Source organism: Desulfobotulus mexicanus (genome assembly GCF_006175995.1).
Classification (GTDB): Bacteria; Desulfobacterota; Desulfobacteria; order Desulfobacterales; family ASO4-4; genus Desulfobotulus; species Desulfobotulus mexicanus.
The window spans coordinates 109,550-130,190 of the sequence record NZ_VDMB01000006.1; the positions used below are offsets into that span (position 1 = coordinate 109,550).

At 50.9% G+C, this 20,641-nt stretch carries 18 protein-coding genes, 1 tRNA gene and 1 CRISPR repeat array (1 of these 20 only partly in view); of the genes, 17 read left to right on the forward strand and 2 right to left on the reverse strand.

Annotation, left to right across the window (positions count from 1 at the left end):
• Nucleotides 1-83: 83 nt before the first annotated feature.
• The 4 genes from FIM25_RS06800 to ald all read left to right on the forward strand — a co-directional run bounded on the left by FIM25_RS06800 (nucleotide 84) and on the right by ald (nucleotide 3,867).
• Complete coding sequence (locus FIM25_RS06800) at nucleotides 84-1,415, forward strand: PhoH family protein (RefSeq protein ID WP_179953219.1); 1,332 nt, start codon at nucleotides 84-86, stop codon at nucleotides 1,413-1,415.
• Between the two features lie 83 nt (nucleotides 1,416-1,498).
• Nucleotides 1,499-1,574, forward strand: a tRNA-Ala gene (locus FIM25_RS06805).
• A 240-nt stretch (nucleotides 1,575-1,814) separates the two neighbouring features.
• The gene (locus FIM25_RS06810; protein WP_179953220.1) at nucleotides 1,815-2,582 is read left to right on the forward strand and encodes a substrate-binding periplasmic protein; all 768 of its coding nucleotides are present in this window, start codon (nucleotides 1,815-1,817) and stop codon (nucleotides 2,580-2,582) included.
• 166 nt (nucleotides 2,583-2,748) lie between these two features.
• Entirely contained in the window at nucleotides 2,749-3,867 is a 1,119-nt protein-coding gene (gene ald / locus FIM25_RS06815; protein ID WP_139447623.1) for an alanine dehydrogenase, read from the forward strand.
• 370 nt (nucleotides 3,868-4,237) lie between these two features.
• On the opposite strand, the gene FIM25_RS06820 is transcribed toward ald, so the two are convergent.
• On the reverse strand, nucleotides 4,238-5,035 hold the full coding sequence (locus FIM25_RS06820) for a DNA alkylation repair protein (RefSeq protein ID WP_218961321.1): 798 nt from the start codon (nucleotides 5,033-5,035) through the stop codon (nucleotides 4,238-4,240).
• On the reverse strand, nucleotides 5,032-5,724 hold the full coding sequence (locus FIM25_RS06825) for a hypothetical protein (RefSeq protein ID WP_179953221.1): 693 nt from the start codon (nucleotides 5,722-5,724) through the stop codon (nucleotides 5,032-5,034). The genes FIM25_RS06820 and FIM25_RS06825 overlap by 4 nt, the downstream gene beginning before the upstream one ends.
• A gap of 96 nt (nucleotides 5,725-5,820) precedes the next feature.
• Between FIM25_RS06825 and FIM25_RS06830 the strand changes: the two genes are divergently transcribed.
• The 13 genes from FIM25_RS06830 to cas2 all read left to right on the forward strand — a co-directional run bounded on the left by FIM25_RS06830 (nucleotide 5,821) and on the right by cas2 (nucleotide 18,796).
• On the forward strand, nucleotides 5,821-6,180 hold the full coding sequence (locus FIM25_RS06830) for a translation initiation factor Sui1 (protein WP_139447627.1): 360 nt from the start codon (nucleotides 5,821-5,823) through the stop codon (nucleotides 6,178-6,180).
• Nucleotide 6,181: 1 nt separating this feature from the next.
• Nucleotides 6,182-7,105, forward strand: a complete 924-nt coding sequence (locus FIM25_RS06835; protein ID WP_179953222.1) for a cation diffusion facilitator family transporter — start codon at nucleotides 6,182-6,184, stop codon at nucleotides 7,103-7,105.
• Complete coding sequence (locus FIM25_RS06840; RefSeq protein WP_139447631.1) at nucleotides 7,102-7,935, forward strand: M55 family metallopeptidase; 834 nt, start codon at nucleotides 7,102-7,104, stop codon at nucleotides 7,933-7,935. The genes FIM25_RS06835 and FIM25_RS06840 overlap by 4 nt, the downstream gene beginning before the upstream one ends.
• A gap of 132 nt (nucleotides 7,936-8,067) precedes the next feature.
• The gene (locus tag FIM25_RS06845; protein ID WP_139447633.1) at nucleotides 8,068-9,291 is read left to right on the forward strand and encodes an AAA family ATPase; all 1,224 of its coding nucleotides are present in this window, start codon (nucleotides 8,068-8,070) and stop codon (nucleotides 9,289-9,291) included.
• Complete coding sequence (locus FIM25_RS06850; RefSeq protein WP_139447634.1) at nucleotides 9,288-9,911, forward strand: hypothetical protein; 624 nt, start codon at nucleotides 9,288-9,290, stop codon at nucleotides 9,909-9,911. The genes FIM25_RS06845 and FIM25_RS06850 overlap by 4 nt, the downstream gene beginning before the upstream one ends.
• Before the next feature lie 282 nt (nucleotides 9,912-10,193).
• A complete protein-coding gene (locus FIM25_RS06855; protein WP_139447636.1) occupies nucleotides 10,194-11,156 on the forward strand; it encodes a helix-turn-helix transcriptional regulator in 963 nt (320 codons plus the stop codon).
• A 102-nt stretch (nucleotides 11,157-11,258) separates the two neighbouring features.
• A complete protein-coding gene (cas3, locus tag FIM25_RS06860; protein WP_139447638.1) occupies nucleotides 11,259-13,409 on the forward strand; it encodes a CRISPR-associated helicase Cas3' in 2,151 nt (716 codons plus the stop codon).
• Between the two features lie 148 nt (nucleotides 13,410-13,557).
• On the forward strand, nucleotides 13,558-14,211 hold the full coding sequence (gene cas5c, locus FIM25_RS06865; protein ID WP_139447640.1) for a type I-C CRISPR-associated protein Cas5c: 654 nt from the start codon (nucleotides 13,558-13,560) through the stop codon (nucleotides 14,209-14,211).
• A complete protein-coding gene (gene cas8c / locus FIM25_RS06870) occupies nucleotides 14,208-15,959 on the forward strand; it encodes a type I-C CRISPR-associated protein Cas8c/Csd1 (RefSeq protein WP_139447642.1) in 1,752 nt (583 codons plus the stop codon). The genes cas5c and cas8c overlap by 4 nt, the downstream gene beginning before the upstream one ends.
• 1 nt (nucleotide 15,960) lies before the next feature.
• A complete protein-coding gene (cas7c, locus tag FIM25_RS06875) occupies nucleotides 15,961-16,851 on the forward strand; it encodes a type I-C CRISPR-associated protein Cas7/Csd2 (protein ID WP_139447644.1) in 891 nt (296 codons plus the stop codon).
• Nucleotide 16,852: 1 nt separating this feature from the next.
• A complete protein-coding gene (gene cas4, locus FIM25_RS06880) occupies nucleotides 16,853-17,479 on the forward strand; it encodes a CRISPR-associated protein Cas4 (RefSeq protein ID WP_139447646.1) in 627 nt (208 codons plus the stop codon).
• On the forward strand, nucleotides 17,476-18,501 hold the full coding sequence (gene cas1c / locus FIM25_RS06885; RefSeq protein WP_139447648.1) for a type I-C CRISPR-associated endonuclease Cas1c: 1,026 nt from the start codon (nucleotides 17,476-17,478) through the stop codon (nucleotides 18,499-18,501). Before cas4 ends, cas1c begins: the two co-directional genes overlap by 4 nt.
• 4 nt (nucleotides 18,502-18,505) lie before the next feature.
• Nucleotides 18,506-18,796 carry a CRISPR-associated endonuclease Cas2 gene (cas2, locus tag FIM25_RS06890; protein WP_139447650.1) on the forward strand — a complete coding sequence of 97 codons (291 nt, stop codon included), beginning with the start codon at nucleotides 18,506-18,508 and terminating at the stop codon, nucleotides 18,794-18,796.
• A gap of 225 nt (nucleotides 18,797-19,021) precedes the next feature.
• Nucleotides 19,022-20,641: a CRISPR direct-repeat array (repeat unit 32 nt; unit sequence GTCGCCCCCCATGCGGGGGCGTGGATTGAAAC) (it continues 3,267 nt past the right edge of the window).

The following is a 20,641-nucleotide window of genomic DNA, read 5'->3' on the forward strand; positions in this document are numbered from 1 at the left end:
AAAACTTTTTATCTCAAGACGGCATTCCTGCATAAGCGGAATGCCGTCTGTCGTCCTGACCCTTACCAAAAAAGGGAGTTATTATGCCCACAAATGCCATTAAAAAATTTGTCCTTGATACCAATGTCATCCTCCATGACAGCACCTGCGTGTATCAGTTTAAGGACAACGACATCATCATACCCATAAGTGTCATCGAAGAGCTTGACCAGTTTAAAAGGGGAAGCGGCATGCTCAACTACCATGCCAGGGAATTTCTCCGGGCCGTGGACACCCTCTGCGGCAGCCAGCTTTTTAATGGTGGAGTAGCCATTGGTGAGGAAAAGGGCAAACTCTCCATCTGCCTGCAGCAGCCCTTCCATGAAGAAGTATCCCGCAATTTTGATAACAAAAAAACGGATCATCATATACTGAACACGGCCTATCTTCTGCGGGAAAACCATCCCGGCACAGAAGTCATCCTTGTCACAAAAGACGTGAACCTACGCATGAAGGCCAAAGCTCTGGGCCTGAAATCCGAAGATTATACCACAGACCATGTCCGGGATATCCAGGAACTGTATTCCGGCTACAGAACCGAAGAAAACACAGACCCAGCCATCATTGACCGTCTTCATCAAGAACCCTTTGAGGTGGATGCCGAAGAATTTACCCCATCCACCCCCTTCAGGCCCAATGAATACGCCATCCTCCGCTGTGATAAAAAATCCGTTCTGGTCCGGATGGATGGGGCCAGCAAAAAAATAAAAAAAGTGGAAAAACCCACAGCCTACGGTATTTCCCCAAGAAATGCGGAACAGAGCTTTGCCTTAGATGCCCTTCTCAATGATGAAATCCCCCTTGTGACCATCACAGGCAAGGCAGGCACGGGTAAAACCCTGCTGGCCCTGGCTGCTGCTCTGGAGCGTAAGGAAAATTACCGGCAGATTTTCATTGCAAGGCCCAACGTTCCCTTAAGCAACCGGGATCTCGGTTATCTGCCCGGAGACGTAAAGTCCAAGCTGGACCCCTACATGCAGCCCCTCTATGACAACCTGACTGTGATACAGAACCAGTTTTCCCACCACGACAAGAAAAAATCACGAATCAAAGAGCTGATGGATGAAGAAAAAATCATCATTTCTCCACTGCCCTATATCCGGGGCCGCAGCCTTGTAAAAATCTTCTTCATCATTGATGAGGCCCAGAACCTGACCCCCCATGAAGTAAAAACCATTCTCACACGGGCCGGAGAAAACACAAAAATTGTTTTTACAGGGGATATTTTTCAAATTGACCATCCCTATCTCGACGGCCAGTCCAACGGACTGAGCTATCTTGTGGAGAAAATGGAAGGCCAGGAAAAGCATGCCCACATAGACCTTGTGAAGGGAGAAAGATCGGCCCTTTCTGAGCTTGCCATTCAGCTTCTTTGAGTGAAATAAAATCCGTACAAAAAAAGGTACAAAAACATATTGACATTCGGAACAGGTTCCCATAAATAGAGCCTCGTTGTTGTGGGGTTGTAGCTCAGCTGGGAGAGCGCATGGCTGGCAGCCATGAGGTCAGGGGTTCGATCCCCCTCAGCTCCACCATACATATAAAATCACCCGTCTTTTTCTCTATGAAACAGACGGGTTTTTTGTTTTATGATTCCCGCCCAGCTGCTGTCATTTATTTTATTGACAAAAAACAATGTTCACAGCATAATTGCCACCAGAAATCATTTTTTTTATCTGCAATACCCGTCCCCACACCCTGAAAAATACAGACCTGCCTGCCAAAGGCAGAGCATCCGTATCTCTCACCAACCCATACCCACCGGAGGTTTCCCCATGAAACGAATAACCCTTTGCCTTCTTACCCTTTTTCTGCTTGCAGGTTTTGGCACCGCTACGGCCCGGAGCCTGAAGGTTGTCACAGATGAATGGCCGCCCTATGAGTTCAAGGCCGGACAACCCGGCAATGAGTATGTTTCAGGATTTGCAACGGAAGTAATCCTTGCTGTACTGAAAAATATCGGTGCTGAAATTGACGGCAGAATTACTCAGTACCCCTGGGCCAGGGCAGAACGCATGGTCATTGACGGAACCGCAGACCTCCTCTATACGGCCACCTACAGTAATCAGCGGGCTGCCATCACCCATTATGCAACGGAATCCCTGATGGATTCCTCCTGGTCTTTTTTTATACGCAAGGAAGACAAGGGCCGCATCAATTTCAATTCCTTTGAAGACTTCAGAAACAAAAAGATAGGCGTAGTCCGGGGATACACCTACACACCGGAACTGTGGGAGTTCATGCGGGATGCAAAAAACTTTGAAGAAGTAACCAATGATGACTTTAATATACAAAAACTTGCGGCAGGCAGAATAGACACCACGATAATGGACTACGGCAACGGCCTGTATCTGCTTCAGAACATGGGGCTTTCCGATAAGATCGTGCCACTTGAAAAACCCATATCCGTCACAGCCCTTTACGTTGTGTTCAGTAAAAACACCGTGGAAAAGGATTTTGTAGACCGCTTCTCCGCAGAACTTAAAAAATTCAAGGCAACGGAAGCCTATCAGGAAATTTTCAAGAAATACTTTGGCGGATAACAGCCTTTAAAACCTGCCTGACATTTCAAAAAAAAGGAAGCCCGGTAAGTGCAATAACCGGCGCTTCCTTTTTTGATCATTGCACCTGCACAGAAGAGAGTGGTAGATAAAGGATCTGTCCAAAAGATCTTCTTGCAACCGCAATCATCAAAAGAAAGGTTTCTCCATGATAGTCGGCATTCTCAAAGAAATCAAACATCAGGAAAATCGTGTGGCCATGACTCCCGCAGGCGTTGAAATACTTTCCGCCAACGGCCACAGGGTTCTTGTGGAAAAGGGGGCTGGCATGGCTTCAGGCTTTGAGGATCAGGCCTATGCCGATGCAGGCGCAGACCTGATTGAGAATCCGGCGGACATCTATGCTGCTGCGGAAATGATCATGCACGTCAAGGAGCCCCAGCCCAGCGAGTATGATCTGATCCGGGAAGATCAGATTGTTTTCACCTATTTCCACTTTGCAGCCTATGAAGAGCTGACAAGAGCCTTCATGAAGACCAGAGGCATTGCCCTTGCCTATGAAACCATTGAAGACGCAAATGGAAAACTTCCCCTGCTCACACCCATGAGCGAGGTGGCAGGTCGCATGGCCGTGCAGGAGGCAGCAAGATATCTGGAGCGCAGCCACGGAGGAAGAGGTATTCTTCTGGGAGGCGTCACAGGTGTGTCTCCGGCGACGGTGCTGGTCCTTGGCGGTGGCATTGTGGGAACCAACGCAGCACTCATGGCCTGTGGACTGGGAGCAAAGGTAGATCTGCTGGATACCAGCCTTGAAAGACTGCGTTATCTTTCTTCAATCATGCCAAAGAACTGCACTCCTCTGATGAGTTCCCCTGCCATGATCCGGGAAAAAATATGCGAGGCAGATGCCGTGATCTGCGCCATACTGGTTCCCGGAGCCAAAGCACCCAAACTCATAACAAAGGAGATGCTGGGCAGCATGAAGCCAGGCTCCATAATTGTGGATGTGGCCATTGATCAGGGCGGATGCACAGAAACCTCACGGCCCACCACCCACGAAGATCCGGTCTACGAAGTGGACGGCATTCTTCATTACTGCGTTGCCAACATGCCCGGTGCCGTTCCCATGACATCCACCATGGCCCTGACCAATGCAACCCTTCCCTATGTGCTGGCCATTGCCAACAGCGGTCTTCTGGAAGCGGTCCGGGAATATCCTGAAATGCAGAAGGGCCTGAACATCGTCCGGGGCCATGTCACATGCAAGGGTGTGGCCGAAGCCTTTGATCTGGATTATACGCCTGTGGAAAAATCCTTTTACGAATAAAGCCATATCTTTTTTTAATTGTTCAGCACGCTTTTAAAAGTATCATACCTGTCAGGCAGATGCACAGGCACCTAGGCTATTTGCCCGTGACGCAATCTTATTCGGAAGCTTTTTGCCCTGTGCGGAACCGGCAAAAACTCGCCGCCACAGGCAGGATAAGCTTTTTTATTACCATAGCAGGCTTATGCACGCTGCCTTTGTGGCGGCTCAGACAGTTTGCCGCTTCTTTCGCACAGGGCTGCAAAGCTTTGATCCGAAACGATTGCAACGTCACCTGCAAATAGCCAGGTTGCCTTGCAATAGAGCTTAGCCCATGAAATTACAGCGTCGGAATTTCTGAATAAAATTGTGCTGAACAATTACATATTCTTTACAGCACAGGCTTTCCCGCAAGCCATGACTTACGTTCTTCAGGAGAAAAATGTTCTATGCTGTAACGCAAAAGGATGCGGGGAAGCCTGGTACAGCGGGGGGCCAGAAATTCTTCCAGCATAGCTCTGTTCTTCTTCCCCACTTCCCGGAGCATCCAGCCTGCGGCCTTGTGCATCAGCTCCTCTTTGTCAGAGGATACCAGATCCGCAAGGGCTAAAGCATCTTCATACTGCCCCTTTCGTATCAGAGTCAGGGTGGAAACCATGGCAATGCGGCGATCCCACAAAAGCTCTGATTCCATCAGGCGATAAAGCAAACCCCTCTCCCTTTCCAGAAGATGGGTTCCCACAATGACGGGAGCGGATACATCCACCAGATCCCAGTTGTTTACAAAAGGGGTGCGGGCCAGATAATCTGTGAATATGGCAGACCGCTGCTCCCCGTCACCTGCTTTATAGCGTTCTACCCATAGCAGAAGGGCAAACATTCTCACCTCATGCCAGGGAGATGCCAGCAGTTTCAGAATTTCCTCCTGCACAAGGCCTGAACAAAAAGCCAGATGCTTTCGCAATACCGGAACACGGATACCCAGAAAACGATCACCCTCCCCGTATTCTCCGGGACCTGTTTTAAAAAAACGCAGGAGCGTCCGGGCATATTCCCTGTCTTCTAAGGCCAACAGCCCCTGCTCTGCGGCTTTTGCATCTTTCCATATCATGTCATTACTGCCCGAAAATTCCTTTTCAGAACCAGAGACACCCCCTTTTTCCCCATGATCCAGTCCCTTTTTTTTCATGGCATATTCTTCCCAAAACTCTTCCGGTACAAGCTGTTCAGCACTTCCGCCTCCACGCCATTGACCCTTGCATATTTTTCCATATAAACGGCAGCAACGGCTTCTTCCATATCCAAAAGTCCCCCGCTTTGGGCCAGAAGGAGCATGGGCAGTACATGGGTCTCCTGCTGCAAAGCGGGCTGTATGTAGCCATCATAAACAGGAAAAAGACCAGCTTTGGCAAAAAAACCAAGCCTTCTTTCACGCACAGTCCTGTCCCTGTCATTTTCAGCCCGATCCGGGTCCTCCACCTCCAGAATTCTGTGCTCCGGCATGGGCATGCCTGCTGCAGCAAAGGTTTCCTGCGCCATGGCCGCAGCTAGCACCCCTGAACCCAGCCCCTGCCCCCGGATATCCGGGTTCACCGCAAGATAGATCAGAAAAGCAGCAGAAATACGCGGCAGAAACTGCAGGGTGCACAGAGCTGCCGTACGCAGGCCATTTTCTTCTTCTGAAGGAATACGAAAGACCAGCACAAGCCCCAGAGGGTCTTTCGCCGTTTTCATGATAATGCCGTCCGGCTCCTTTTCCTCAGGAGGAAAAGCATTATGATAAATTCTCCAGAAATCAAAGTCTTCTGCCAGATCATCACAGCCCCCCGAAGGAAGCCATTTTCCATCTTGATTCTTAACCATAACAAGACTTGCCATTTCTCTTCTCCTGTGCATGGAATTTTCCAAAAATATAAGCTATAGTTTTTCTTTTTACTGTAACAATAAAAATCATTCTTTACCGGAAAAGACAATATGAAGCACTCCCAAAATACCAATCACGGCCTGGTTTATTCTACGGAACTTGGCCGCACCTGCCCTGCATGCGAACGATCTGAAAAAGCCTGTATATGTAAAAATGCCAGCATAAGCCTCCCAAAGGACGGAGTGATACGCATCAGCAGAGAAACCAAAGGCCGCAAAGGAAAAGGTGTTACCCTGGTTTCCGGGCTACCCGGAGAAAAGATAGACGATACGGCAAAGGAGCTGAAGCAGCGCTGCGGCTGCGGCGGCACAGTTAAAGACGGACGCATTGAAATTCAGGGCGACCACAGGGACACCATCCTTTCCTGGCTTACACAAAAGGGATACAAGGCAAAAAAAGCCGGAGGCTGAATTGGGTTCAGACACACTCAAACGCATACAGCGCATCACCCTTGCAGGCCTTGTGGTGAACATCATACTTGTAGCAGTTAAGTACAGTGCCGGATGGTGGGGTCACAGTGAAGCCCTGATGGCCGATGCCGTTCACTCGGCAACGGATGCCATAACAGACATTGTGGTCATAGCCGGAGCCATTATCTGGACTCGCCCGCCTGATGAGGATCACCCCTACGGCCATCAGCGCATGGAAACCATGGTAACCCTCTTTATCGGCGTACTGCTTCTGGCTGCGGGTATCGGCATCGGCGTGGAAGCAGCCCGCAACCTGCTGGCCGGTCACAGGGTGCAGCCAATGCCCATCGCCGCCTATGCCGCAGCCTTTTCCATTTTCATCAAGGAAGCCATTTACCGCTGGACCTACAAAGTTGGCGTTCAGGTGGGCAGTGCTGCGGTCATGGCCAATGCCTGGCATCACCGCATTGATGCCTTGAGTTCCATACCGGCCTTCCTTGCCGTATCTGCTGCCATTCTCTTTCCGGATCTGCTTTTTCTGGACACCATAGGTGCCCTTGTAGTATCCGTATTCATAGCACAGGCGGCCACAAAAATTATATGGCCCAACCTCAGGGAACTTATGGCCACGGGCGCTTCGCCCGATACCTGTCGGAGCATCGCACACCACGCCTGCTCCCACCCTGCGGTGCTGGATGCCCACCATATCCGCACCCGTTTTCATGGCACACGGATCTTTGCGGATATCCATCTGGTGGTGGACGGCAACCTCACCGTGCGTCAGGCCCACAACATTGCAGAAGAAGTCCGCCAGCGTCTCATACAGCAAACACCGGACATGGAAGATGTGATCATACATATCGAGCCACCGGACCCCATACGCCCCCCCCATCACCCCCTCACCTGCAAAGGAGATGGCTTATGAACTGCCCTGCTAAATCCGTACTTGTCCTTACGGACATTGAAGGTATCACCGGCGTTTATGAAAAAGCCCAGTGCAAGCCCTATACACCGGAATGGAAGGAAGCCCGTCACCTTATCACAGCCGACCTCAGCGCAGCCATTGCAGGACTCAAGGATGCAGGGGTTGAAGAAATCCATGTACGGGACATGCACGGCACAGGCTTCAATATCCTGCCCCGGTTCATGCCCGAAGAAGGTGTTTTTCTTAAACAGGGACACCGCTGGTATCCCGTACCCCTTCTGGGTGAAATCCCCGAAGCAGACCTTGCCATAATGATCGGCTGGCATGCAGCCGCAGATCAGGTGGACGGTTTCAGCCCCCATATGTTCCACAGGGACATAGACTGGGTCCGCATCGACAACAGGGCAGTCACGGAAGTGGAAATCATGGCGGCTGTCCTTGCGGAACACAAGATTCCCGTTGCCATGGTCACAGCAGACCTTACGGCATGCCGCCGCATATCCGCGAACCTGCCATGGGCAAAAACCGTGACCATCCCCAAAAAAGAAATCGGGAGTAAAAAAACAGCGGATATCCATAAAAGTATCCGGGACAATGCCCGTGAAGCAGCGGCATCCGGAGAACCCTTCCCCTGCTTCAAAACAGGTCCCTTTCTTATGGAAAGCAGCATCCGGGGCGAAATCCGCAAGGGCTACTTCCCTTCGGGCAGGGCGGTGCTGACAACACTTCTGCGCCAGAGTGTATTCAAGGGAATCCCTGCGGGAATGATCCCGTCCATCCTCAACGGATACAGATGGCTTGGGTTCTGGCAGAACATTATGAATGGATAAAAAGTTGCACGCAGCCTGCAGGATGAATCCTCTGCAATGCTGTGGGCATAGTAATGAATACTATGACTTAAGACATTTTGAAGTAGAGAAATCCTGACGATCCGTCACAGGAAAATTCTTGGGAGGGAAACAATGATAGCTGGTATTTCCATAAAAAATTTCAGAGGTATCCGGGAGATTGCCAGCCTTCCGCTTTCAAGATTCCATGTCCTTGCCGGGCCAAATGGTGCAGGAAAAACAAGCTTTCTGGATGCCATTGACTTTGTTCGTGACTGCCTCACCCAGAGTCCGGCAGCAGCTGTGGAATCCCGTCACATAGCAGATTTCAATGACCTGACATGGATGCGGCAGGGAGGGCCCATAGAAATTGAACTATGGCTGGATCTGGGAAATCACGTTCCCTCCTTGTCAGAGAGCCTTATCCATTACAGACTGGCAATCAAACCTGATCCAAAACTTGGCGTTCATGTCAGTGATGAACTGCTTCGCCAATATTCAAAAAACTGGCTTCCTCCAGGCAAAAAAACAGAATTCAGCCCAAAGGTAAAACCACGAAGATTATTAGGTAAAACGGCAAAAGGCACGGATTTTTACAGGCGTGAAAAGGGCACATACCAAGACTCCTTTAATTTCGGTCTGGATAAATCAGCCCTTGCCCTCACCCCACCCGATGAAGAGCGTTATCCCACAGCCAATGCTGTGCGCCGCTTCCTTATGCAGGGTGTCCGATACATCCAGCTAAACAGTCCGGCCATGCGCCTGCCATGTCCTGCAATGCGCCCGGCGGATCTCGAACTTGATGGCACGAATCTGGCCCGTGCGGTCGGTCGGCTTCTCGGAGCCAATGGTGGTTCCGGACCCCACTGGGCAGAGAGAGGATCTCCGGTATCAAACTGGGCGGAACACCTGCGCTATGCCCTGCCCGATCTGGTCAACATCGGATGGGCCAGAAGACAAGCCGACAATGCGGAATATCTCATGCTTCGCTACAACAACGGTCTTGAAGCTCCAAACTGGATGCTGTCCGACGGCACCTTGAGAATGCTGGCACTGACCCTGCCTGCCTTCCTGCCCCCTCAGCCAGCCCTTTATATGGTGGAAGAACCCGAAAACGGCGTGCATCCGAAAGCACTTGAAATCATACTCCGTTCTCTTTCAACGGTTCCTGATTCCCAGATGCTGCTGGCGACGCATTCTCCTTTTGTAGTTCAGCAATGTGGCATCGCCCCTCTGCTCTGCTTCAGCCGAGATGCAGAAGGCACGCATATTACTCCCGGAGCAGAGCATCCCATACTGAGAGACTGGGATGGCACCCCGGATCTGGGAATCGTATTTGCAGCGGGGGTGCTTGAATGAAGGATTTATTTCTCTATGTCGCCGATGCCGATGCCCAGGCATTCATGAAGTCCCTTCTCCATAAGCCCGCAGCACTGGGCATCCGACAAATCACCTTTGACATAGACCGCCATCCTCAGAAAGATTCCGGAATGGTGCAAAGCGGTGCTGAACTGGCGAGGATGCGAAAAGGCCAGTACCGAAAGGCACTTCTTGCATGGGATCACCACGGTTCCGGTCGTGATCATAAACAGCCTCCAGATGTCGTTCGGAGTGAAATTCAAAACAGGCTGGATTCATTCACCTGGAAGGAAAACAGTTCCGTCACCATTTTTGTACCAGAGTTAGAAGAGTGGCTCTGGTATTGCGAAAAGGCACTCCTTGCTTACTGGGGAATCTCTGCCAACACCCTTGAAATCTGGCTTGATGAACGGGCAAATAAGCTCGGAAAATCCATCGAAATCCTCAAAGCAGAACAGCCCAAAGAGCTCTTTGAATATGTCATGCGAGAACGCCTCAAGCGGACAATATCTCCCCGTGATTTTGAAGAAATTGGCAGGCTCGCCGGGGTCAAGGGCTTAGTTGCCTGCGAAAGCTTTCGCTCTATTAGCAGTACCTTAAAATCATGGTTCCCCAAATGATCCAGAAACAATCAAGATCCCTTTCTTTTCGAATGCCCGACTTTGCAGAAACAACGATAAAACGGCTTCCATTAGACTCTGCTTCCTGCATACAATTGCAATCCTCCGTTTAAGCCTTGCCCCCACCACAAAATATGATATGCCTATATCCTGATCCATCGGCAAAAAGACCCAAAACCATTTATTGATACCAAACAGCCAGAAGTCTTTTCCTGCGGATTCTCAGGCCCAGACCAGCCCCGGAATCTCAGGGCTGTACTGTTTCATTCTCCGGAGACACCCATGAACCAGCTCGAACGTATCTACCGTATTGACGCCCTCCTCCAGACGGGAAAATGCATTCCCCTTTCACGCATGGAAGAGGAAATGGAGAAATCACGCTCCAGCATTAAAAGGGATATTCAGTACATGAGGGATTATTTTGATGCCCCCATCATCTATAATAAACAGAACCACTGCTACCGCTATGACGCTGATGCCGGCAGCTTTGAGCTGCCGGGTTTCTGGCTCAGCCAGACGGAACTCTACGCCCTGAGACTGCTTCAGGAAGTTACTGATACGGAAGAAAAGGCTGCCATGGCACCCTTTCTGGTGCCTGTCCGGGAAAAACTGGACAAAGCACTTGCCAAACTCGGCCACGATCCCGGACTCATCGCACGCTGCATTCAGGTGATGCCCGTATATCAGCGACAGCTCGAAAGGCCGGTTTTCTCGGCTGTATGCAAGGCGCTGCTACAGGCCCAGGTGCTGGATATCCGCTACCACGGTCGGGGCGAAGACAAGATCGAAAATCGGCGCATCCACCCCCAAAAACTGATCCAGTATCAGATCAACTGGTATCTGGTGGCCCACTGTGAGTTACGAAAGGAGCTGCGCACCTTTTCCATGGACCGCATCTCCGTCATGGCTCTACCCGGACTTCCTGCGGAACTCATTGACCCGAAAAAAATAAAAGAACACACGGAAAGTGGGTTCGGAATTTTTGCAGGAAAAGCTGAAAATACTGCATTTCTAAGATTTTATCAGCCCAACGCCCGCTGGGTGAAAGATGAAAAGTGGCATAAAAACCAGATGACCCGCTGGGACGGCGATACCCTGATTTTATCGCTTCCCTACAACAGCTCCACCGAGCTTGTGCGGGAAATTCTGCGCCACGGGCCGGGGGTAAAAGTAGAAAGCCCGGAAAGCCTGAAGAAAGAAGTGGTGGAGGCATTGCAAAAAAGTCTGGGAAATTATGAGGTGTAAAAAAGTTAATTTTTTTTTGGGGGTGCACCACTATATGGTGCGGTGGGTGTGGTATGAAGTATTTTCAAAGGTCGTAAAATACAGACTGAAAAAGGAGATTCCATGTTCTACGCGCACTCACACGCTGATCTTCCAAAAGACTCCTGGCATACTCTAGATGACCACCTGACAGGCGTTGCCCTCATGGCCCGTGAATTTGCGGACAGTTTTAATGCTGGAGACTGGGGTCATGCATCAGGCATAGGCCATGATCTTGGAAAATATCAGCCACCTTTTCAAAAAAGGCTCGAAGGCTCAAAAGAAAGCGTTGATCACAGCGGCCCCGGAGCCAGGTGGATACATGAAACCATCAAAGGATACGGAAAACTCATCGCCTATACCATTCTGGGACATCACGGCGGAATGCCGGACGGCATCTCCGGTACGCACAGGGATCTTGAGGAAAGACTCAAGACCGCTGCGGACATCCGGACCTGTCTGCCCCAAACGCCCCAGCTTCCCGCTCTTAAACCCCCCATCCGGATTCAGAATGGATTTCAAGCGGCTTTTTTTACCCGTATGCTTTTTTCCTGCCTCGTGGATGCGGATTTTCTGGACACGGAACGCTTTTTAAATCCGGAAAAATTCCATGCCCGTTCCGGGACACCTCCCCTTAGGGATCTGGAACATGCCCTTACCCGGCACATGCAGGGATTTCAGGCCACTTCTCCCATCAATGAAAAGCGGACTGAAATTCTTAAGGCCTGCCTTGAGGCTGCCAATCAGCCTCCGGGACTCTTTTCTCTCACTGTGCCCACGGGAGGCGGAAAGACTCTGGCTTCCATGGCCTTTGCCCTGAAACATGCAGGGCTGCATCAGCTCAAACGCATCATTTATGTCATCCCCTTTACCAGCATCATTGAACAGAATGCCGAAGTGTTCAGGGATGTTCTGGGTGAAAAGGCAATCATTGAGCATCACAGCAACTTTGCACCAGACCCGGAGGAAGAGGATGCCCAGCGTCTTCTGGCCCACAGGCTTGCATCGGAAAACTGGGATGCGCCTGTCATCGTCACCACCAACGTCCAGTTTTTTGAATCCCTCTTTGCCAACAAACCTTCCAGATGCCGCAAACTCCACAATATTGCAGGCAGTGTGATCATTCTGGATGAGGCCCAGATGCTTCCACCAGCCTACATTGAACCCTGTCTTGCTGCTTTAAAAGAACTCACGGAAAACTACAGGGCCTCCGTTGTATTGTGTACCGCCACCCAACCTGCCCTGGAAAAAGGCCCCCACTTTGAAAAAGGTCTGAATCCAGAATACATCCGGGAAATTATCCCCGATCCTTTCCATTTCCATGACGCTTTCCGCAGAACAAAACTCACGCTGCTGGGAGATCAGTCTGATCAGAATATAGCCGATGCCATAACATCAACAGAGCAGGCCTTGTGCATTGTGAACACCCGAAAGCGGGCGGCAGACATCTTTTCCCTCCTTGAAGAAGGGGAAAATCTCTTCCATCTCAGTGCCCGTATGTGTCCTGCACACAGAAAGCAAACCCTTCAGGCCATCCGCCGCTGCCTTCACAATAAAGAAGTCTGTCGGGTTGTTGCCACCCAGCTTGTGGAAGCAGGTGTGGATGTCTCCTTTCCCATGGTTTTCCGGGAAATGGCAGGGCTGGATTCCATCTGTCAGGCTGCGGGACGCTGCAACAGAAACGGAGAAATAGAGGGCCTCGGGCAGATTCAGGTTTTTCAGCCCCAGGATGGAAAAAGTCCAAAAATGTTCCGGAGAAACATTGCCGCAGCAGAGTCCGCACTGCGTCAGTTTGCAGATGACCCTTTTTCACCCCAGGCCATGCACCATTATTTTAAGGAAGCCTACTGGCTTTCCCCGACACTGGATGAAAAAGACATCATGCCTTCTTTTGAAGAAGGCCGAAAAAGTTTACTTTTTCCCTTTCGTACAGTAGCGGAAAAATTCCGCCTCATTGAAAATGCCATGCAACCTGTTCTCGTTCCATGGGATGATCATGCCCAGAAACTCATTGAGGAGCTGACATGGTATCCTCACCCATCGGCCCTTTTACGCAAGCTCCAGACCTATACCGTTCAGGTTTATCCCCATGAATTTCGTCAGCTTGGAGAAAAAGGAGGCATCATGATGATCAATGGTACCTATCCGGCCCTGACGGGCCTCGATCCCTGGTACTCAAAAGACCTGGGGCTTGTGGTGGATGCTGAAACCAGCCCCGAGTCCTTTATTATTTAAAAAACTGGAAAAATTTGATCTTTTTTTCCAATAGCATTAACTTGTCAGCACCGCTGGTGATGTGGATTGAAACATATGAAGTGAAGTCAAAAAACAAAATTTACAATTTAGCCCTTACGATTTCCAACCTGAAAAAAAAGGAGGCCCCATGTCCTATGGCTGTCGCATACGGGTGCAGGGGGATTACGGATGTTTCACACGTCCGGAAATGAAGGCAGAAAGGGTAAGCTATGATGTCATCACCCCTTCTGCTGCCCGCGGCATTCTGGAAGCAATCTATTGGAAACCTTCCATACGCTGGGAAATTGACCGGATTCATGTTCTGAATCCCATCCGTTTTGACAACATCCGGAGAAATGAAGTCAGCGCAAAAATTCCCACAGGTACAGCCAAAAAAGCCATGAAGGATGGCAGCCCCCTCTTCATGGCCGCCGAGGAAAACCGGCAGCAGAGAGCCGCCCTGGTTTTAAGGAATGTGGACTATATCATTGAGGCCCATTTTGAATTTACCGGCGAAGAAGATGCCAACCCCGGAAAACACGCCGATATTTTCAGAAGACGACTGGAAAAGGGCCAGCATTTCCACCAGCCCTATCTGGGATGCCGGGAGTTTCCCGCACGGGTTCTTCCGGCAGAGGACATCCTGCCCTCCTTTTTTTCCAAGGAGCCGGAAAGGGATCTGGGCTGGATGCTGCACGACATCGACTATCCCGACGGCATGACCCCACGGTTTTTCCGGGCGGTCATGAAGCAGGGCATCATCCATGTACCGCCATGGCAATCTGCGGAGGTGCGTTCATGATCCTGCAATCCTTAACGGCCTTTTACGACAGGATGGTGCAAGAACCCGAATCCCATATCCCACTTCCAGGATTTTCAAATCAAGGCATCCATTTTTGTCTTACCCTTTCAAAGGAAGGACAACTGACTGGAGACCCTATTGATCTTCGTGTCGATGGAAAACCAAGACAGCTGATTGTTCCCCAAGCAGTCAAACGATCTTCCGGAGTAGCTGCCAATTTCTGCTGGGACAACACAACCTACGTGCTGGGTGCCGATGAAAAAAATAAACCGGAACAGGCCAAAGCCCGCTTTGAGGCCTTCAAAACTCTTTTCCACCTGGTCACCGATAAAAATGAAGATACAGGAGTTAAGGCGCTAAGCCTCTTCCTGGAGACCTGGAATCCAGAAGCAGCGAACTCTTTGCGGTTCTGGGATGAAATGACCGGTTCCAACCTTGTATTCCGCTTGGAAGGAGATAACCTCTTTCTTCACCAACGCCCCGCCATCATTAAAGCATGGAAAAAGTATCTGGAACAGGATAACGATACAAAATCAGGGCATTGTCTCGTGTCTGGGGAAATAGAACCCATCAGCCGCCTACATCCAGCTATCAAAGGAATCCCAGGAGCGCAGACATCCGGTGCCGCCTTGGTGTCCTTTAATCTCCCCTCCTTCACCTCTTTTGGAAAAGAACAAAATCTCAATGCGCCCATAGGGAACACAGCGACCTTCGCCTACACCACAGCCCTTAATTACCTGCTGGATCGCAGCAACCGGAGAAAGATTCAGATCGGTGATGCCACCACCATCTTCTGGGCCGAAAAGACCTCACCCGTTGAAGACCTCTTTTCTTTTATGGTCGATCCTGACCTCATCCATGACGAAGGCTATCAAAGCCAGAGTACGGAACAGGACAAAAAAGAGCTGGAACAAAAACTCCATGCAGTTCTCAAAGCTACGGCCTCAGGCCACCGCCCCAAAGAGCTGGATCAGGAAGACAACCTTTTTTTCATCCTAGGGCTTTCCCCCAACGCAGCCCGCATTTCCGTCCGTTTTTTCCATGTTGCCACTGTCCGGCAGCTTACGGATACCATCGGTCTCCATTACAGACAGATGGAAATTGTTAAACAATACGACAATGAACCAGACTTCATATCACCGAGAAGAATCCTGAAGGCTCTGGCCGTCAGGGAAGATACCAAAAATCTTTCCCCCATTCTTTCCGGCCAGCTCATGCAGGCCATTTTCACAGGCAACTCCTATCCTCGCTCCCTCCTTGCCGCAGTCATGGGACGTATCCGTGCGGAAGGTAAAATCGACCGCATACGTTCAGGTCTGATCAAGGCCATCCTTATGCGCAACCAAAAAATGGAGATTCCCATCATGCTTGATCCGGAGAACACACAGACAGGGTATGTTCTGGGCAGACTCTTTGCCATTCTGGAAAAACTTCAGGAAGAAGCCGTACCCGGAACCAACGCCACTATCCGGGATAAATTTTTCAGCTCCGCATCCGCCACCCCCCAGAGAACCTTCCATGTGCTGCTGAAAAACGCCCAGAACCACCTCTCAAAACTACGGAAAGATCCTTCAAGCACAGGTCTTTCCATCACAAGGGATAAAATGATCACAGACATTGTGGCTATGCTGGATACCTACCCCGCCATTCTCTCCATTGAAGATCAGGGGCTTTTTACCCTTGGCTACTACCACCAGAAAAAAGCGTTTTTTACTAAAAAATCAACCCCTGAAACCGTGGAGGCATAAAATGACCGCTCTTCAGAACCGCTATGAATTCGTTCTTTTCTTTGACGTGGAAAACGGCAACCCCAATGGCGATCCTGATGCAGGCAACATGCCCCGCATTGACCCGGAAACCGGCTTTGGCCTTGTAACCGATGTCTGCCTGAAAAGAAAAATCCGAAATTTCATTGAGCTTGCAACTCCGGATATTGAGAAGGAAGAAGGAAAGGCCTATCACATCTATGTGACGGAAAAGGCCGTTCTGAACCGCAATCATTTGCAGGGCTATGAAGCCTTAAAACTCAAACCTGAACCCAAGAAACTGCCAAAAAAAGAAGAAGATGCCCGCAACCTCACCCGCTGGATGTGTAACAACTTCTATGACATCCGGGCCTTTGGAGCCGTCATGACCACAGATGTCAACTGTGGTCAGGTTCGCGGGCCTGTACAGTTGAGTTTCGCCAGAAGTGTGGAACCCATTATGCCCCAGGAAATCAGCATCACCCGCATGGCCGTCACCAATGAAAAGGATCTGGAAAAGGAAAGAACCATGGGGCGCAAATACATTGTGCCCTATGCCCTCTACCGGGTTGAAGGATTCATTTCTCCCCATCTGGCTTCCGATGAGACCAAGGGCACAGGATTTTCTGAAAAGGATCTGGAACTTCTCTGGCAGTCCCTCTGCCAGATGTTCGACCACGACCGCTCCGCAGCGCGGGGAAAAATGGCAGCCCGCAAGCTTGTGGTGTTTCGTCATGCTTCCAAGCTGGGCAATGCCCCTGCCCACACCCTCTTTGACCGCATTACCGTCAATCGTTCAGACGCAACCGGTCCGGCCCGTTCCTTTTCCCAGTACGCCATTGAGATCAATCAGGAAAATATTCCCGAAGGCATCCAGATAGAGGAGAAACTGTAACATGCTTGAAGCCGATTTTCTTCCCGTCTCCGGCATGCAGCACATGATCTATTGCCCCCGCCAGTGCGGGCTTATCCATGTGGATCGGGAATGGGAGGAAAATCGCTTCACCGCCGAAGGCCGTGTACTGCATGAGCGGGTAGATGAAGGCGGAGAACAGGAAAAATCCGGCGTACGCCACTGCTACGCCATGCCCTTGAAAAGCCTTTCCCTCGGTCTTTTTGGTGTGGCGGACTGCGTGGAATTTCATAAGATCGAAAAAGGAATCTGGCACCCCGTACCCGTGGAATACAAGCGTGGAAAACCTAAGCTGATTGAGGCAGATCGGGTGCAGCTCTGCGCCCAGGCCATCTGTCTTGAAGAAATGCTGCATACAGAAATAACGGAAGGTTTTCTTTTCTACGCAAGTCCAAGAAGGCGGGAAACCGTTCCTTTTGATGCTGCCCTGAGGGAGCTTACCCGCCAGACGGCCATGGAATACCACTCCATGATGGAAAGCGGCGTACTGCCAAAGGCCAGGTACCGGAAAGACCGCTGTGACCGCTGCTCCCTTTTCGACATCTGCCAGCCCAAAGCCAAATCTGCAAGGCTTTGGCTGCAAAAACGGCTTTCCGAGGATCTGACATGAAACCTCTGCAAAACATCCTTTATATCACCAAACCGGGGGCCTACCTTTCCAAGGAAAGGGAAACCATCCATATCCGGCTGGAAGAAGGGCCGGACGTGAAAATTCCCATACACGGAATTTCCGGCATTGTGTGCTTTGGTACAGTGGGCATGAGTCCCTGGCTGATGGGTTTCTGTGCGGAGCGCAATGTGGCAGTAACCTTTCTCACGGATACGGGCCGTTTTCTTGCCAGGGTGCATGGCCCCATGCATGGCAATGTGCTGCTGCGTCGGGCGCAGTACCGCACTGCGGATGTGGCGGATCAATCCGGAACCCTTGCCGCGGCCTTTGTAACAGGCAAACTCTACAACTGCCGTCAGGCACTCCTGCGGTGCATCCGGGATCATGGGGAAACCCCTGCCCTGAGAGAAACGGAAAAACTTCTCTCCGACCGCATACGCACTCTGACTTCCGTAGAAGATTGTGATACGGCCCGTGGCATGGAAGGTGACGCTGCTCGTGCCTATTTCTCAGCCTTCCCCGATCTGATCCGGAAAAGTGACCCGGCCTTTGCCTTTTCAGGCAGAAACCGCAGGCCACCCAAAGATGCCGTCAACGCTCTCCTTTCCCTCTTCTACACCCTGCTTGTCCATGATGTAAGAAGTGCGCTGGAAACCGTAGGGCTGGATTCTGCCGTAGGCTTTCTTCATAAGGACAGGCCCGGTCGGCCCAGTCTCGCCCTGGACATGATGGAGGAACTTCGTCCTGTTTTCTGTGATCGCCTGACAGTATCCCTGATCAATCGGGAGCAGGTCAGGGCCTCCGACTTTCTGACAAATCCTGACAGTGGAGCCGTTACCCTGGAAGATGAAGCCAGAAAACGGGTGCTGGCCGCATGGCAGAAAATGAAACAGGAAACCCTGACCCACCCTTTTACAGATGAAAAGATAGCCAAAGGCCTGATACCCTTCATTCAGGCAAGGTTGCTGGCCCGACATCTTCGGGGGGATCTGGATGGCTATCCTCCCTTTCTCTGGAGGTGAACCCATGATGGTGCTGGTAAGCTACGATGTAAAAACTGCAGATATTGCAGGCAGAAGGCGTCTTCGCCGCATAGCTAAAACCCTTGAAGATTACGGACAACGCGTCCAGTATTCCGTGTTCGAGTGTTCCGTCGATCCAACCCTCTGGGTAAAACTGAAAAACCAGCTGTTAAAAGAAATCGAACCGCTGGAAGATAGCTTGCGCTTTTACTACATGGGAAAAAACTGGAAACCCAAAGTGGAGCATGTCGGAGCCAAACCCAGTCTGGATATGGATGGGCCTCTGATTTTTTAAGATTTGCGAGAGAGTAGCGGTCTGAGGCCATTGGAAAGAAACAGGCTGTCTTTTCAGCAACTAAATCAAAAAAAGCAAAAGATGTTCGCACATTAAAAAAACCTTTAGAAAACAATGGTTAAATTAAAATCAAACATTTTTTACTGGACTTTTAAGGTAAAAGAAAGGAGGTTCGCTGAAAGCTTACCTTAACTTGTTGCTTTAGATTATCTTTATTGAGCTACAGTCGCCCCCCATGCGGGGGCGTGGATTGAAACAAAAAATCAAAATCAGCGTAGTTGGTCTCGGAAAAGTCGCCCCCCATGCGGGGGCGTGGATTGAAACTGACACAACAAGCTCCCGCACGGATGCACTCAGGTCGCCCCCCATGCGGGGGCGTGGATTGAAACTACAACAGCATTGGCTTTAATGTGCGCAACAATGTCGCCCCCCATGCGGGGGCGTGGATTGAAACAGTTCATCATATTCTTTCTTCATGTCCTCTTTGTCGCCCCCCATGCGGGGGCGTGGATTGAAACAACGGTGATAGCTGTACCCTCTGCAAAACCAGTGGTCGCCCCCCATGCGGGGGCGTGGATTGAAACAACATCCGCTGTGATAGTAATAACCCTGGTCTCTGTCGCCCCCCATGCGGGGGCGTGGATTGAAACTAATGAATGCATATATTATTTTGAGTATCATCGGTCGCCCCCCATGCGGGGGCGTGGATTGAAACAAAAAGAAAATGCTCAATACCATTTAAATCCTCGTCGCCCCCCATGCGGGGGCGTGGATTGAAACTCCTTCTTTGTTGTTTGTGTTTCCGTCATTGTTGTCGCCCCCCATGCGGGGGCGTGGATTGAAACAATATAGACTATCCCGCCCAGCTTGTCAACAAAGTCGCCCCCCATGCGGGGGCGTGGATTGAAACTTCTGTTGCCGGGTTGTCGGATCTGTTGCAAGGTCGCCCCCCATGCGGGGGCGTGGATTGAAACTAATTTCAAGAACAAAATCTCCATCTGTGCCTTTGTCGCCCCCCATGCGGGGGCGTGGATTGAAACATGCTGCTTGCCGTAAAGAATATGGGGGCCGCCGTCGCCCCCCATGCGGGGGCGTGGATTGAAACTGGAAAATGCACAAGGCCAGCCTCACAAAACGGAGTCGCCCCCCATGCGGGGGCGTGGATTGAAACAGTACCCAAAGAAAATTTTCCTCCGGAAAATTTCGTCGCCCCCCATGCGGGGGCGTGGATTGAAACATTTCACACGCAAAACCGAGCGGGATCACAATATGTCGCCCCCCATGCGGGGGCGTGGATTGAAACTGACAAACTACTGCAAATAAGCCTTGACAATCCGTCGCCCCCCATGCGGGGGCGTGGATTGAAACAAAGTTCGGATCATCAGAAATCAAAAGCTCTGTGTCGCCCCCCATGCGGGGGCGTGGATTGAAACTCTGTTTTGCCGGACGGGAGGCAGATCACGCCTGTCGCCCCCCATGCGGGGGCGTGGATTGAAACTTCCCACCAGCCGGACGAAAAAAAGATTTCTTCGTCGCCCCCCATGCGGGGGCGTGGATTGAAACAGGCCATCATGGGAATGGTTATGGCTGTGAGGGGGTCGCCCCCCATGCGGGGGCGTGGATTGAAACACCCTTTGCAGCCCACTGGTATATCAGGCGGGAGTCGCCCCCCATGCGGGGGCGTGGATTGAAACATTTGATTAGGGGAAAAAAAGTTGTATTGATCGGTGTCGCCCCCCATGCGGGGGCGTGGATTGAAACTTGTCCACCGGGTACATATATGAATAACGAAGGTCGCCCCCCATGCGGGGGCGTGGATTGAAACAGGACGAAATAGCCGAGGCT

Bases quoted from the DNA above. Each gene is read 5' to 3' on its own strand.
- FIM25_RS06800 (WP_179953219.1), top strand. From the start codon at position 84: ATGCCCACAAATGCCATTAAAAAATTTGTCCTTGATACCAATGTCATC.
- FIM25_RS06810 (WP_179953220.1), top strand. From the start codon at position 1,815: ATGAAACGAATAACCCTTTGCCTTCTTACCCTTTTTCTGCTTGCAGGT.
- ald (WP_139447623.1), top strand. From the start codon at position 2,749: ATGATAGTCGGCATTCTCAAAGAAATCAAACATCAGGAAAATCGTGTG.
- FIM25_RS06820 (WP_218961321.1), bottom strand. From the start codon at position 5,035: ATGAAAAAAAAGGGACTGGATCATGGGGAAAAAGGGGGTGTCTCTGGT.
- FIM25_RS06825 (WP_179953221.1), bottom strand. From the start codon at position 5,724: ATGGCAAGTCTTGTTATGGTTAAGAATCAAGATGGAAAATGGCTTCCT.
- FIM25_RS06830 (WP_139447627.1), top strand. From the start codon at position 5,821: ATGAAGCACTCCCAAAATACCAATCACGGCCTGGTTTATTCTACGGAA.
- FIM25_RS06840 (WP_139447631.1), top strand. From the start codon at position 7,102: ATGAACTGCCCTGCTAAATCCGTACTTGTCCTTACGGACATTGAAGGT.
- FIM25_RS06845 (WP_139447633.1), top strand. From the start codon at position 8,068: ATGATAGCTGGTATTTCCATAAAAAATTTCAGAGGTATCCGGGAGATT.
- FIM25_RS06850 (WP_139447634.1), top strand. From the start codon at position 9,288: ATGAAGGATTTATTTCTCTATGTCGCCGATGCCGATGCCCAGGCATTC.
- FIM25_RS06855 (WP_139447636.1), top strand. From the start codon at position 10,194: ATGAACCAGCTCGAACGTATCTACCGTATTGACGCCCTCCTCCAGACG.
- cas3 (WP_139447638.1), top strand. From the start codon at position 11,259: ATGTTCTACGCGCACTCACACGCTGATCTTCCAAAAGACTCCTGGCAT.
- cas5c (WP_139447640.1), top strand. From the start codon at position 13,558: ATGTCCTATGGCTGTCGCATACGGGTGCAGGGGGATTACGGATGTTTC.
- cas8c (WP_139447642.1), top strand. From the start codon at position 14,208: ATGATCCTGCAATCCTTAACGGCCTTTTACGACAGGATGGTGCAAGAA.
- cas7c (WP_139447644.1), top strand. From the start codon at position 15,961: ATGACCGCTCTTCAGAACCGCTATGAATTCGTTCTTTTCTTTGACGTG.
- cas4 (WP_139447646.1), top strand. From the start codon at position 16,853: ATGCTTGAAGCCGATTTTCTTCCCGTCTCCGGCATGCAGCACATGATC.
- cas1c (WP_139447648.1), top strand. From the start codon at position 17,476: ATGAAACCTCTGCAAAACATCCTTTATATCACCAAACCGGGGGCCTAC.
- cas2 (WP_139447650.1), top strand. From the start codon at position 18,506: ATGATGGTGCTGGTAAGCTACGATGTAAAAACTGCAGATATTGCAGGC.